This window comes from Streptomyces sp. SA15 (assembly GCF_002291145.1).
Taxonomy (GTDB): domain Bacteria; phylum Actinomycetota; class Actinomycetes; order Streptomycetales; family Streptomycetaceae; genus Streptomyces.
Map to the genome: position 1 here is coordinate 1 of NZ_NTGE01000194.1, position 13626 is coordinate 13626.

11 protein-coding genes, 1 tRNA gene and 1 pseudogene are annotated in these 13626 nt (G+C 70.9%); 2 read left to right on the forward strand and 11 right to left on the reverse strand.

Going from position 1 to position 13626, the window contains the following annotated elements; translation table 11 throughout:
* Window positions 1-233 (reverse strand): annotated as a pseudogene (locus CLM62_RS41115) (CoA-binding protein); the annotation flags it as partial.
* Complete coding sequence (locus CLM62_RS41120) at window positions 230-1750, reverse strand: FAD-dependent monooxygenase (RefSeq protein ID WP_095754984.1); 1521 nt, start codon at window positions 1748-1750, stop codon at window positions 230-232. The pseudogene CLM62_RS41115 and the gene CLM62_RS41120, both read right to left, overlap by 4 nt.
* A 173-nt stretch (window positions 1751-1923) precedes the next feature.
* On the opposite strand from CLM62_RS41120, the gene CLM62_RS41125 reads away from it, so the two are divergent.
* A complete protein-coding gene (locus CLM62_RS41125) occupies window positions 1924-2739 on the forward strand; it encodes a PaaX family transcriptional regulator C-terminal domain-containing protein (RefSeq protein WP_095754985.1) in 816 nt (271 codons plus the stop codon).
* A gap of 49 nt (window positions 2740-2788) precedes the next feature.
* On the opposite strand, the gene CLM62_RS41130 is transcribed toward CLM62_RS41125, so the two are convergent.
* The 3 genes from CLM62_RS41130 to CLM62_RS41140 all read right to left on the reverse strand — a co-directional run bounded on the left by CLM62_RS41130 (window position 2789) and on the right by CLM62_RS41140 (window position 6969).
* Window positions 2789-5125 (reverse strand): hypothetical protein, encoded by a 2337-nt coding sequence (locus CLM62_RS41130; protein ID WP_095754986.1) that lies wholly within the window; start codon window positions 5123-5125, stop codon window positions 2789-2791.
* Entirely contained in the window at window positions 5122-6438 is a 1317-nt protein-coding gene (locus CLM62_RS41135) for an aromatic acid/H+ symport family MFS transporter (RefSeq protein ID WP_179382449.1), read from the reverse strand. Before CLM62_RS41135 ends, CLM62_RS41130 begins: the two co-directional genes overlap by 4 nt.
* A gap of 457 nt (window positions 6439-6895) precedes the next feature.
* Window positions 6896-6969 (reverse strand) — tRNA-Pro (locus CLM62_RS41140).
* 196 nt (window positions 6970-7165) lie between these two features.
* On the opposite strand from CLM62_RS41140, the gene CLM62_RS41145 reads away from it, so the two are divergent.
* A complete protein-coding gene (locus tag CLM62_RS41145; RefSeq protein ID WP_095754988.1) occupies window positions 7166-8098 on the forward strand; it encodes an alpha/beta hydrolase fold domain-containing protein in 933 nt (310 codons plus the stop codon).
* Window positions 8099-8176: 78 nt separating this feature from the next.
* Here CLM62_RS41145 and CLM62_RS41150 read toward each other — a convergent pair whose 3' ends face one another.
* From CLM62_RS41150 to CLM62_RS41175, 6 genes are all read right to left on the reverse strand, one after another.
* Window positions 8177-9127: a VOC family protein gene (locus tag CLM62_RS41150; RefSeq protein ID WP_095754989.1), complete on the reverse strand. Its 951-nt coding sequence runs from the start codon at window positions 9125-9127 to the stop codon at window positions 8177-8179.
* Window positions 9124-10233, reverse strand: a complete 1110-nt coding sequence (locus CLM62_RS41155) for a 4-oxalomesaconate tautomerase (RefSeq protein ID WP_257004388.1) — start codon at window positions 10231-10233, stop codon at window positions 9124-9126. The genes CLM62_RS41150 and CLM62_RS41155 overlap by 4 nt, the downstream gene beginning before the upstream one ends.
* Window positions 10230-10940, reverse strand: a complete 711-nt coding sequence (locus CLM62_RS41160) for a 4-carboxy-4-hydroxy-2-oxoadipate aldolase/oxaloacetate decarboxylase (RefSeq protein ID WP_095754990.1) — start codon at window positions 10938-10940, stop codon at window positions 10230-10232. The genes CLM62_RS41155 and CLM62_RS41160 overlap by 4 nt, the downstream gene beginning before the upstream one ends.
* On the reverse strand, window positions 10937-11686 hold the full coding sequence (locus CLM62_RS41165) for a PIG-L deacetylase family protein (protein ID WP_095754991.1): 750 nt from the start codon (window positions 11684-11686) through the stop codon (window positions 10937-10939). The genes CLM62_RS41160 and CLM62_RS41165 overlap by 4 nt, the downstream gene beginning before the upstream one ends.
* A gap of 174 nt (window positions 11687-11860) precedes the next feature.
* Window positions 11861-12511 carry a GntR family transcriptional regulator gene (locus CLM62_RS41170; RefSeq protein ID WP_095754992.1) on the reverse strand — a complete coding sequence of 217 codons (651 nt, stop codon included), beginning with the start codon at window positions 12509-12511 and terminating at the stop codon, window positions 11861-11863.
* Window positions 12512-12773: 262 nt separating this feature from the next.
* Window positions 12774-13626: maleylacetate reductase (locus CLM62_RS41175; protein ID WP_095754994.1), on the reverse strand; the 853-nt coding region annotated here is incomplete at its 5' end.

Below are 13626 nucleotides of genomic sequence, written 5' to 3' on the forward strand. Positions count from 1 at the left end.
GGTACGCACAGCACGGCCAGGTCGAGCCGCCCGCCGGTGTGCTCGGCCGCCTCGGCGACCGAGGCGTACACGCCCTCGTCGGGGTCCGGGCGGCGGGCGTTGACCAGGGCACGGGTACCGGGGAAGGGGGCCAGGGAGCGGGCCATGGCGGCGCCCAGCTTGCCAGGCTGCCGCGAGGCGCCGATCACGACGACGCCCTCGGGGGCGAACAGCGGTGTCAGGTTCGTGGTCATGCTTCCTCCCTCCCCACCAGGTCGGCGCGCCCGGACAGCAGCAGCGTCTCGGCGCGGTCGGTGTCCATCCCGTCCTCCACGATCAGCGCGGCCACCCCGTGCACCAGCCGGGCCTGCTCCGCGAGCAGTTGCCGGGTGAGCGCGGTCCCGGAGCGGACGGCGACGAGTTCCGGCGGTGTCGTACCGCTCACTGCGCGCTCCAACTCCTCGTACGCCTCGGGCAGTTGTGCCTCGCCGTCCGGCGCGGTCAGCGACAGGCACGCCATCCCCGCGAGGTCGGCGCCGGTCACCCACCGCCCGGCGAACCCCTGCTCACCCACCCGCAGCGGCGTGTCCAGGGGGTCCCGCCCCTCGTGCGCGGCCCGCCAGTCCCGTACGACCTCCTCGACGAACTCGGGGTCGCGGCGCGCGATGCGTTCCTTGCCGATGCTGCGGGAGAGGAAGTGGAAGGCGAACCGGGTCGGCTCGAAGGCGTCGTGGTAGCGCCCGAAGTGCTCCCACCAGGACAGGCTGGGCCGGGCGGAGGCCTGGATCTTCTCCACCGAGGGCCGCGCCGCCGTCTCGTACGCCTCCAGGGCGGCCGGCAGGTCCTCGCGGTGAGCGGTCAGGCTGGCGGCGAGGGCGATGGCGTCCTCCATGGCCATCTTGGTGCCGGAGCCGACGGAGAAGTGCGCGGTGTGGGCGGCGTCACCGAGCAGGACGACGTTGCCGGAGTGCCAGCGGCGGGCGCGGCGGGTGCGGAAGTTGCCCCAGCGGGAGTTGTTGACGAGGAGCTCGTGGCCGTCGATCTGCTCGGCGAAGAGCTTCTCCAGGTACTGCTTGGTCTTCTCGTCGCTCGGTCCGGGCGGCTGCGAGGTGTCGAACTCGTCGAGCCCGGCCCTGCGCCAGGACTCCTCGTCGGTCTCCACGATGAAGGTGCTGACGTCGTCGCTGATGGGGTAGCCGTGCACGGCGAAGGTGCCGTGCGGTCCGTGCTCGTGGACGAAGGTCAGGCCGTCGAAGAGGTAACTGGTGCCGAACCAGATGAACTTGGCGGTCGCGACCTCCACCTCCGGCACCAGCACGTCGGCGAGCCGGTCGCGGAAGCGGGAGTTGGCGCCGTCGGCGGCGACGATCAGGTCGTAGTCGGCCAGTTGCGCCGGATCGGCCGGGATCTCGTGGCTGAACCGGAGTTCGACGCCCACCTCCTCGGCCCGTCGGCGCAGCAGCTGGAGCAGCGTCCTGCGGCTGATCGCCGCCATGCCGTTGCCGCCGCAGCGGATCCGCTGCCCCTTCAGCCGCACCTCGATGTCGTCCCAGTGGCGCCCGTGCTCGGCGAGGGCGGTGCGCAGCACCGGGTCCGCCGCGTGGATGCCGGCCAGGGTCGCGTCGGAGAACACCACGCCGAAACCGAAGGTGTCGTCGGGGCGGTTCCGCTCGAAGACGGTCACCTCGACCGACGGATCGGCCTGTTTCAGGAGCGTCGCGAAGAACAGCCCGCCGGGGCCGCCTCCCACGCAAGCGATCCGAGAAAGCATGGCTTGTGCCTCCATGTCCAGTATCGGGCGGGCTGACCCGCACACCACATTGTGTGTCACTCACACCACGAACGTCAATCATTTGTTACTCAATACAGGTCTGGTTCCGCGTGGAGTCAAGGTCGACGCGACGCACCTCGGCAACGGCCGTCCGTATGACATAGTCGGTTTTCGTGAAGCCTCGATCGATCGTCTTCGACCTGTTCGGCGACTACGTCCGCTACCGCGGCGGCTCCGCCCGGCTGCGCACCCTCAGCGCGCTGATGGGCTGCTTCGGCGTCGGCGACAGCACGGTGCGCGTGGTGCTCGCACGCCTGCGCAAGGAGGGTTGGTTCGACGTCCGGCGCGAGGGCAGGGAGACGCTCTACACGCTCAACACGCGCAGTCTCCAACTGCTCGACGAGGGCCGCTCACGCATCTTCGACCGGGCACCGTCCGAGTGGGACCGCCACTGGCACATGGTCATCTACTCGGTGCCCGAGACCGAGCGCGGCGTCCGCGACCGCATCCGCAAGGAACTGGCCTGGCTGGGCTTCGGCCCGCTGGCCCCCTCCACGTACGTCTCCCCGCACGACCGCATCCGGCAGGTGCGGGAGAAGTTCGCCGACGAGCCGGCCGTACGCCTCGACACCCTGCGCTGCCAGTCGTCCGGCCTCCCCGTCGACCGCGAGATGGCCGCCCGCTGCTGGGACCTGGACGCCCTCAACGAGGACTACCGGGAACTGCTGCGCACCTACCGCGGACGGATGGCGTCCTACCGAGCCGGGCACCTCAGCCCCGAGGAGGCCCTGGTCGAGCGCATGCAACTGACGTACGACTACCGCAAGTTCCCCTTCCGCGACCCCGACCTGCCGACCGAACTCCTGCCGGCGGGCTGGGTGGGCCACGAGGCGCACGAGATGTTCCTGGAGGCCCACGAACTGCTCGGTCCGGCGGCGGAGTCGTTCTACGACGAGGTGGCCGGGAACCGCACGGCGCCGCAGGAATGACAGTGGGGCCCGTACATGTCGTACGGGCCCCACTGCCGATCTCACGGCCTTACGGGAGCAGGGACCCCAGCAGGGAGCCGACGACGGTCGTCCCTCCCTCGAACGTCCGCGAGCCGCAGCCCGTGAGCGTGACCTTGAGCGGCCCGTCGGTCACCACGCGCAACTTCGCCCCGCAGTCGACGTTGGCCTGCTTCGGGTCGATGGTGACGGCGCCGATGTTCTTGGCGTCGATCACCAGCTCGTTCGCCTTCGTGGCCGTCGGCGCGGCCGGCAGGTGACGGTACTCCCGCAGGTACGGGTTGACCGGCGAGGTGGTGCCCTCCGTCGCGCCGACGGTCGTCTTCTTGGCCTCGGCGGTCGGGTCGCTCACCCCGAAGCCCTTGGAGAAGACGTCGATCGTGCCGAGCGAGCCGTCCGTGCTGCGGGTGGCGATGCCGGACAGCCAGTAGGCACGGTCGCCGACCAGGCCGAACCGGGCGTCGTCCATCAGCGGATTACGTACGTACGTCACATGCGCGGGGGTGGAGACCCCGGAGCCGTCGCCCAGCCAGTCCGTCAGGACGTCCCAGAGTCCGCTGTTGCACATCTCCATGTGCTCCCCCGCCACACCGGCCCAGCTGATGAACTCGTAGTCGTAGAAGTCGCTCTTGGCGTAGGCGTCGCCCCGTTCGCGGGTGATGAGGTACGGGATGAAGTCGTCGTTGGCGCCCGCCCACTCCATCACCGGCTGGTTGCGCCGGGAGGGCAGCAGCGGGGTGAGCTTGGAGCCGGGCTCGTGCTGGGTGATGGTGTCCAGCGGGAGCGTGTCGCCGATGCCGTTGAGGCCCGGGAAGGAGGGAGCCCGGTCGAGGCCGTCGCAGATGAACGCCTTGCTGAAGACCTCCGGAAACTGGAGCGCCAGCTTGTTGGCGCCGTAGCCGCCGCTGGAGAAGCCGCTCATGACGCGCCGCGCGGGGTCCAGCTTGTAGTGGCGGCCCGCGTCGGCGACCGCCTCGAACACGCTGGCCCCGCTCTGCCCGTAGAACCAGTTGTCGTTCCCGCGCGCGTCGACCGCGATCACCGCCGTCGGGGCGTCGGGACGGTCGCCGACCTTGTGGAACAGGTCTTTCTCGCCGTTCACCTGGTCGTTCGGGGTGAGCGCGTAGCCGGGCGTCCAGGTGAGCGAGGCGTAGCCCTTCGCCGGGGCCGCGATGTCCGGCACGTAGATCAGGTAGCGCTGGAGCCGTCCCGCCAGGTCGGGCACGCAGTCCTCGCGGCACACCCAGCCGAACTGGCCGCTGAGCTCCGAGTCGTCGGTCAGGTTCAGTCCGTTCTGCTGGGTGAAGGCGCCGGCGGGCGGCGCGCCCGGGTCGCCCGGCTGCCTGCGGCCCTGCGCCAGCTCGAAGTGGCTGGGGAAGATGCGCTCGATGTAGCCGTGGGTGGGCACTCCGCCGCGTTGGTTGTTCATGTCGTCGTCGGTGCCCGCGGCGAGCTTGGTGAAGTCGATGTCCGCGTGGAAGCGGCTGATGTCCTTCTCCAGCAGCGCGGCCTTCTGCTGCCGGTCCCGCCAGGCGCTGTCCATCGGCTCGTCGTAGCGGAAGGCCACGTCGAAGAAGGCCGAAGGGTTGGTCAGATCGGTCGGGGCACCGCCCGGGTGGTCCTCGTCGGCGGTCGCCTGCGGGAGGAGGTACTTGCCGTTCTCCTTGTCCCACAGGCCGGTTGCCGCCGCGATGCGCACGTCACGGCGGCCCGTCGGGTCGTACGCCGAGTGCGGCACCCGCACCTCGACCTGGCGCCGCTCCTTGTCGACGGTCACCGGGGCGCTGCCCAGCGCCTTCCCATCCGCGGCGTTCACGACATCGGCGGTGGTGCCGTGCACGGTCACGAAGACCTGGGCCGGCATCACGGTGTTCGCCCCGTGCGGGGCCGACAGCGGCTGGTCCGAGTCGCCGAGGGCGATGGTGGTGGCCACCAGGCCCGGGTCCGTCATCGTGTTGTACGTGATGCGGAACGCGGTCGCGTCCGCCAGCGCCCTGGTGCGCAGCTCGACCAGGTCGGCGACGTTGGAGCGGTAGGCCGGGTCGGTCGGGTAGGTGTAGGTCCTCAGCAGGGTGTTGACCGGCCACTCGTAGTCGGGGCCGGCGCCGTGGTCGTCCCACAGGCAACCCTGGTAGAGGAACTCGCCCTCGCGGTAGGCGCTCGACATGCAGACCTGGGTCGGATCGGCCTTCCAGATGCCGGTGTTCTCCAGCTGGGGCGCGTCGGCCTCGGGCTCGTTGAGGATCGCCGGGCCGGGCCAGGACCGCGCCGGGGGCGTGTCCTCGGTGGCCGGGGCGGCCGGGGCTGTGGCCACGACCGTGGCCAGAGCCACGGCGGCGACCGCCAGGCATCTCGACAGCGTGCTCATGCGGTGCGGACCTCCAGGTCGCCGGGGACGGACACGGCAGCCGCCTTTCCGGGCAGCAGCAGGACGACGGCCGTGGCGAGCGCGGCGGGCAGGGCGAAGGCGTAGAAGTTCCAGGCCGTGCTGACACCCGCGGACAGCAGGGCGCCGCCGAACAGCGGCCCCGTGATGGCGCCGAAGCGACCGATGCCCAGCGTCCAGCCCAGTGCCGTGGCCCGGATCTCCACGGGGAAGTGCTGGGCGACGTACCCGAGGACCATGATCTGGGCGCCGATCGTGCCGAAGCCCGCGATCGCCACGAGCAGGTACATCAAAGGTGCGGCCGTGGCGACGCTGAGCAGGGACATCGAGACGGCGGCGGCCAGGAAGGACAGCAGGGTGACGGGCTTCATGCCGTACCGGTCGCCGAGCGGGCCGAAGAGGACGGAGCCGACGACCGCGCCGACGTTCATCATCAGCAGGAAGAGCAGGGAACTCGACAGGGGGTAGCCCGCCGCCCGCATGATCTGCGGCAGCCAGGTGTTCAGCCCGTAGACCAGCAGCAGCCCGAAGAAGCTGGTCACCGCGAAGAGCAGGGCCGGCACCAGGTACCGCCCGGTGAGCAGCTCGGCCGGGCCCCTGCGCTTCCGGGGCGCGCGGTCGTCGACGGCATCGGCGGCGGGAACCGGAACGCCCAGGCGGGCCGCGGTCCGCTCGGCCGCGTCATGGCGTCCCGTGGCGACCAGGAACACCAGCGACTCGGGCACGTAGCGCACCAGCAGCGGCAGCATCAGCAACGGGACGGCTCCCAGCGCGTACATGAACCGGAACCCGAGCGAGGGCAGCAGCGCCATGGCCAGCACGGCCGCGAGGATGCCGCCGACGGCGTACCCCGAGAACATGAGCGCGTTGTTCCGGCTGCGGCGCTCCGGAGCGGAGTACTCGGCGGTGAGGGCCACCGCGGTCGGCATGACCCCGCCGAGCCCGATCCCGGCGAGCAGGCGGAAGATGCCGAACCAGGTGGCGTCGGGCGCGAGCGCGCAGCCGATCATCGCCACCGAGAACCAGGCGACCCCGGTGAGCATCACCTTGCGGCGGCCGACCACGTCGGTCACCGCTCCGGCGAGCAGTGCGCCGATCAGCATGCCCACCAGGGCGTAGGAGCCGATCACGCCGGCCCGCGCGGGGGTCAGGCCCCAGTCCTCGTACTGCAACAGCGCCGGCACGGTGGCGCCGTAGACGATCAGGTCGTATCCGTCGAACACGATGACCGCGAAGCACAGTCCCATGACCAGGAGTTCCGGTCGTCGGGCGGTGCGGGTGGGTGTGGGTCTCATCGCTGGCTCCTTTGCGTCTGCCATGAATCGGCTGAGACGGGGAGCAGTGTGTGTCAGATTCAACACGGACGTCAATCAGTCGAAACATAAAGAATTGAGTTCGGCGGTCCAGCCCGAAGCATTGACCAGCAGGAGTGAGTCAATCCGGCAACGGCCGTGAAAGAGAAGTCGACAGCCTGAGACCCCCGAGCCGCACTCGGACCTCCGCAGCGGTCGAGGCACACGCGCCGGGTGGGGCGATGCCGTCACCCGGCCAGGAGGGGGTGCCGCGCCATGAGCGGAACAGTCGCCGATCTCGCCGGCCAGACGGCGAGGATCCACGTGCCCGCGGCACTGTCCACCACCGTCAACCTCTACGGCCACCGCTGAGCATCGGCTGCCATCACGCCACCATCACGTGTCACACAAACGCATCCAGCGGGCCTGCCATAGTCGGCAGACCCGCTGGTGAACACCGTCGGGACGACAGGATTTGAACCTGCGACCCCTTGACCCCCAGTCAAGTGCGCTACCAAGCTGCGCCACGTCCCGATACGCTCTCCACGGTCGACCGTGTGAGCGCGCGGATCAACCCTACCTCATAGGCGCGGGTCGGCCCGCCGTGCGCCCGTCGGCCCCACGCGCCGGGAACCACCGCGGCCCGGGATTTTTATTGCCTAGCTCAAGTAAGTTCTCTGGTGTCGGGCGGCTTCCCCTGCGCCGCCACAGTCCCAGCGAACGGAGCCACATGTCCCTCCTGGCCCGGCCGGCGGTGGCCGCCCTCGCCGCCAAGACGATGCAACGGATGACCGAACTCGCCGACCGGCGCTCCGGAGGGCGCGGCTCCGCGGCCGCCTCGCACGCCCGCTTCCCCGAATTTCCGCGCAACACAAGGGAGTTGACGATCCCCACATCGGTCGCCCCGGCCCGGGCGACGGTGTACCTGCCCGCGACCGAGGACCCGGCGCCACCGGTGCACGTCAACTTCCACGGCGGCGGCTACGTCATGACACTCACGGAGCTGGACGACCCGCTGTGCCGCCTCCTCGCCGCCGAGGCCGGGGTCGTGGTGATCAACGTGGACTACGTGGTCGCCCCGCAGCACCCGTTCCCGGCGCCGCCCCGGCAGGCGTACGAGGTCGTCCGCTGGGTGGCCGAGCACGGCACGGAGCAGGGCTGGGACGGCGGCAGGCTCACGGTGGGCGGACAGAGCGCCGGCGGCGGACTCGCGGCGGCCGTCGCGCGCCAGGCGCTCGAAGAGGGCGGCCCCTCCATCGCGCTGCAGGTCCTGCACTATCCCCCGCTGGACCTCGCCACCCACGCCAAGGACAAACGCGCCGCCGTCGACAAGCCGGGGCTGCGGCCCTGGATGGCCGACGTCTTCGACACGTCGTACGTCCCGGACGTGCGGCAGCGCACCGACCGGCTCGTGTCGCCCGCGCACCCGTCGGACACCGCGGACCTGACCGGCATCGCACCGGCCCTGGTCATCACCGCCGAGTTCGACCTCCTCAAGGGCGAGGGCGAGCGCTACGCCGACCGGCTGCGGATGGACGGAGCGCTCGTCGAACACCACGACGTTCCGGGAGCCGACCACGGCTACGACACGTCGGACGACGAGAACGCCCGGAAGACCTATGCCCTGATCGCCCGCCACATACGGAAGGCGGTCCGCATCTGAGGCACGGTAAACGTCAATCTTTTTGTCAACAATCTCATCGACGATTTAGCCGCAGAGGTTGGAGCCTCCGCAGTCCCCTCAGGCGACCGGCGGCGTCCCGTGCGTATGGAAGGACTCGATGGTCTTCAGCCCCCAGGCCTGGCCCTTGGCGCGCTCGGCCTCGGTCCAGGTGATCAGCGGCCAGTCAGGCGCCAGCACCAGCCGCGTGAGCGGGTTGCACAGTTCGATGCGGTTGCCGCCCGGCTCGTAGACGTAGAGGAAGAACGTCTGCTGGATGGCGTGCTTGTGCGGGCCCGTCTCGATGGACACGCCGGTGTCGATGGCGAGGTCGGCGGCGCGCAGGATGTCCTCGCGGGTGTCGGTGGCGAAGGCGATGTGGTGCAGTCGGCCGGTGGATCCGGTCCAGTCCGAGGTGTAGACGACGTCGTACGACTTGTCGGTGTACGTCAGCCAGCGCGCCGCGATCTTCCCCGTGTCGAGCCGGATCTGCTCGGTGGGCCGAGCGCCAAGGACGTTCTGCTGGAAACGCGCATTGGCGAGCACGTCCGCAGCGAGGAAGTTGACGTGGTCCAGGCGCCGTACGCCCACCCCCCGGTTCGGCTTGGCCTGCGGCTGGTTCTTCAGCGCGGGCCTGAGCGCGTCGGGGGCCTGGTAGTACTCGCTCTCCCAGTAGAGGGCGTGTTCGTGGCCGTCCGGGTCGGTGGTGACGTAGAGCTTGCCGAGGCCGGGTTCGTCCTCGGCCCATCTGCCGGTGCCGCCCGCCTCCTCGATCGCCCCGATACGGCGCTGGAGGGCCTCCTCGCTGGAGGTGCGCAGGGCGAGCCGGCCGAGGCCGGGCCGCGCGCGGGCGGTGAGCACCAGGCTGTGGTGCTCGTAGTCGTCGAAGGTGCGCAGGTAGACCGTGTCGCCGTCCTGCCCGTTGACGGTGAGCCCCAGGTAGTCGGTGAAGAAGCCGACACTGGCGTCCAGGTCCGGGGTGAACAGCTGGGCGTGGCCGATGTGGGCGATGTCGCCGAGCGGCGGAGTCATCGTTGACTTCCTTTGGGTTGTGGGGGTATCGGTGCCGTCTCGGCTGACCTGGGGAACACGGTGCCGTCGAAGATCTTGCGGGCCGTACGGAGCACGGCGGTACGGCGGGCGGAGGACAGGCCGTCGGGGGTGGTCCCGGGGCTGCTCTCGACGTCCAGGAATCCGGTCGGATGCTCTATGCGAACGCGGTCGCTTCCGGCGTCGAGCTCCGCGAGGCCGGCGCCCACGCCGCCGTGGATCCGCAGGCCGGCGGCCACGCTCGCCGCGCCGAGCACGCCGATCGACGTGTGGCAGCGCACGGGAATGAAGGTGCGAGTGGTGACCGCGCCGCCGTCGCGGGGCGGGGCGAGCAGCGTCAGCTTGGGCACGGTGGCGTCCGACACGTCGCCGAGGCCCATCCGACGGCCCGCCTCCAGGCGGATCGTACGGAGCCGGTCGGCCAGTTCCTGGTCGCCTTCCAGCGCGGCGGGCGTCTCGTAGCCGGTGACTTTGAGTGAGGCCGCCTCGATGAGGACCGTCGGCATCCCGTTGTCCACGCAGGTCACCGGCACACCGTCGATGTCGTCCCGGACGTTGCCGGTGGGCAGCAAGTTCCCCGCACCCGCCGCGAATTCGATCACCACGGGTGCTGCCGTCCCCGGCACGCCCGAGATCTCGGCGTCCCCGGTGTAGCGCACCCGGCCGCCGGGGGTCGGGAAGGTCGCCGTCGCGTAGTCGCCGGTGTTGACCATGCGGATACGGACGGCGGTCTCCTCCTCCCCCGCCCGGACCAGCCCGCGTTCGACGGCGAACGGGCCGACGCCGGCGAGGATGTTCCCGCAGTTCTGACGGTCACCCACTTCGGGCTTGTCGACGGCGACTTGGAGGAAGAGGTAGTCGACGTCGGCACGCGGGTCGGCGGAGGGCGAGATCACAGCCACCTTGCTGGTGAGCGGGTGCGCGCCGCCGAGGCCGTCGATCTGCCGCTCGTCGGGGCTGCCCATGACGCGCAGCAACAGCGCGTCGCGCGGGGCCGGTTCGGCGGGCAGGTCCTCGGCGAGGAAGTAGGCGCCCTTGGACGTTCCGCCGCGCATCAGCATGCAGCGCACCTCCGCGGGCGCGGTCACGACCGCTCTCCGCCGCGCACGTACTCGTCGTACGGCTGGTAGGTCACGCCAAGCTGGACCAGCTTCTCGCGCAACCCGTAGCGGTCCAGGCCGAGTTGCCCGTCGAGGAAGGCGGCGCGGGACGCGGCCTCCTTGGCCTCGCGGGCCTCGGACTTCTCGGCCGTCTCACGGGCGCGCTCGCGGGGTACGACCACCACGCCGTCGTCGTCGGCGAGGATCACGTCACCCGGGCGGATCACCTGGCCGTCGATGGCGACCGGCACATTCACCGAACCGCCGGTGGCCTTGACGGTGCCCTGCGCGCAGACGGCCCGGGACCAGGCGGCGAAGCCCATCTCCCGCAGCTCCTGCGTGTCGCGGATACCCGCGTTGATCACGAGGCCGCGCACGCCCCGCCGCAGCAGCGCGGTGGCGAACAGCTCACCGAACATGCCGTCGGTGGACGGGGAGGTGGTGGTGACGACCAGGAAGTCGCCCTCGCCGCACTGCTCGACGGCGGCATGGATCATGAGGTTGTCGCCGGGCCAGCTCAGTACGGTGACCGCGGTGCCCGCGACCCGTACGCCCTGCTGGATCGGGCGGATCTCCGGGCCGAGCAGGCCGGTTCGGCCCATCGCCTCGCTGACGGTGGCCACGCCGAACCCGGCCAGCGCCTCGACGTCCTTCGCGTCCGCCTTCGGCGGGCTGGTGATGATCACACCGCTCATGCCAGCTCCTTGGCGATCTGCGGGTAGGGGCGCATGTACGCCTCTGCCATGGTCTTGTGGGCCAGACCCAGGTTGGGGCCGGCGTTGCGCTTGAGCTGGACACCGCGGCGGACGGCGAGGTCCGTGTAGTAGTCCCACAGGTGCTGCTGGGCGGCGAGGCACTCCATCGCCTTGCGCTTGGTCTCCCACACCTCGGTGATGTCGAGGAGGACCTCGGGCTTGAAGCCGCTCATCTCGGGCTGGTGCGGCTCGAAGCAGAAGACCGGCGGGGCGCCGATGATCTCGCCCGGCCCCGGGTAGCCGATGGCCTGGGCGAGGACGCGGGCCTGAAGCGCCATGCGGTTGGCGGCCGGGTGGTCGCCGTTGTACGGGTCCTCGGCCGGGTGGGTGAGGACGACATCGGGCTGGGTCTCGCGGTAGGCCCCGACCAGCTTGTCGGTGAGCTCGGCGGTGGCGATCAGCGGGAAGTCGCCCGCGTCGAAGAAGCGGACCTCGGCGCCGAGGGTGGCGGCGGCGCGCTCGGCCTCGTCCCGGCGTATCGCCTTGATCTCCTCCAGCTGCCTGCCCTCGCGCCACGCCTTGGCGGACTCGCCCCGCTCGCCGAAGGTCAGGCAGGCGATGGTGACCTTCTCCCCGCGGGAGGCGGCCAGGGCGATGGCTCCGCCCGCCCGCCACACGAAGTCCCCGGCGTGCGCGGTGACGACGAGTGTCGATCGTGGGACGGCGGGCGCGCCTGGGTGCGTCATTGCTCGAATCGCTCTCTGTTCAGGCGGTTCGCCTCCGGGCCGCTCCATCCGGTGTCGAGTCCCCGACCGTGCTCAGCCCTTCGGGCCTCCGCGCGGTCCCGCTCTCGACACCGGCGCGCCCCCCTTCGGCTCACTCGCCGGGAATGGACAGGTGTTGCGCCCGCCTGGCGCGGATCAGACGCGCAGCGCCTCGATCACGCTGGTGAGGTGGGCGCGGACGGCCGCCTCGGCCGCCTGCGGATCCCTGGACCTGATCGCCTCGATCATCGCCAGATGCTCATTCAGGGACTGCTGCGGACGCCCCGGCCTGAGCGCCAGCTGGAAACGGTGGCGCACCAGTTGGGCGTTGAGCCGCTCAAGGAGTTCCAGGGCGGTCTGCTGCCCGGAGAACTCCCGGATCCTGGTGTGCAGTTCGTGGTTGAGGTCGGAGTACGTCACGGGCTCGCCGTCGGCCACGGCCTTGGTCATCGCCGTGCCCAGCTCCGTCAGTTCGGCCAGCTGATCGTCACTGGCCGCGACCGCCGCCTTCGCCGCGCACAGTCCTTCGAGGACCATGCGGCACTCGGTGATGGCGACCGCTTCCTCCACGGTCACCACCCGCACCCGCGAGCCGCGGTTGCGGATCCGCTCGACGAGGCCCTGGGCCTCCAGATCGATGAGTGCCGCGCGGATGCTGGCCCGCGTCACACCGAACTGCTCGGCGAGTTCGTTCTCCACCAGCCGCTGTGCCGGTGCCATGTCGCCGTGCAGGATCGCCTGCCGCAGCTGCGCGAACGCATGCTGTTTGGCCTGCTCTCCGGTGCTCGGACGGGCTTCTTTCGGCATTGCGCCCTCCCTGAGTGAGTGCCTGTCGAACCTAAATCTTGCCAGACAACATTGTCAACAATTTTGTCTGCCGTGGGGCGCGCACGACCTCCCCACATGCATGCGTGACTCCGGTCGTCCGAAGGCGGCTGCGTCTTCAGGCCCGCGGCTTCAGGCCCGCGGCTTCAGGCCCGCGGCTTCAGGCCCGCGGCTTCAGGCCCGCGGCTTCAGGCCCGCGGCTTCAGGCCCGCGGCTTCAGGCCCGCGGCTTCAGGCCCGTGTCTTCAGACCTCGGTCGGCTCCGGCGGTCCGCCCCCGTACGCCGCCCGCAGCACGGCGAGCACGCCGTCCGCCGTCACCGAGCGCGGGTTGGCGTACACCTCGCCGGCGGTCCGGGTCGCCGCCTGCGCCAAGTCGGGCTCGGTCAGGCCGAGTTCGGCGAGGGACCGGGGTGCGCCGAGCCGGCCGGCCAGCTCCCACAGGGCCCGTGGGGCGTCCTCGGCGTCGAGGGCGCGGGCGACGGCGGCGGCCGCGTCCGGGGCGGCGGGCGCGTTGTACGCCAGCACGTACGGCAGCACCACCGTGTGCGTCTCGGCGTGCGGCAGGCCGAAGGTGCCGCCGAGCACATGGCACAGCTTGTGGTGCAGGCCCATCGTCGTGGCGCCGAGGCAGGTGCCGCACAGCCAGGCCCCGTACAGGGCCCGGCCGCGGGCCTGCACGGACTCCGGGTCGTCGGCCACCTCGGGCAGCGCCCGCGCCATCGCCCGCACGCCCTCCTCGGCCATCAGCACGATCAAGGGCGAGGTGTCGGGGGCGTACAGCGCCTCGACGGCGTGCGCGATCGCGTTGACGCCGCTGGTCACGGAGAGCGGGACGGGGAGGGAGAGGGTGAGTTCGGGGTCGTAGACGACACTGCGCGGCAGGACGGCCGGATCGCGTCCGGTGCGCTTGACGCCGTGTTCGGTCAGGCCCCAGACGGAGGTCACCTCCGAGCCGGAGTACGTCGTGGGTACGGCGATCAGCGGCAGGCCGGTACGCAGGGCGATCGCCTTGCCGAGGCCGATCGCCGAGCCGCCGCCCACCGCGACGCACCCGTCGGCGCCGGCCGCGCGGGCCACCTCCACGGCCCGGTCGGCG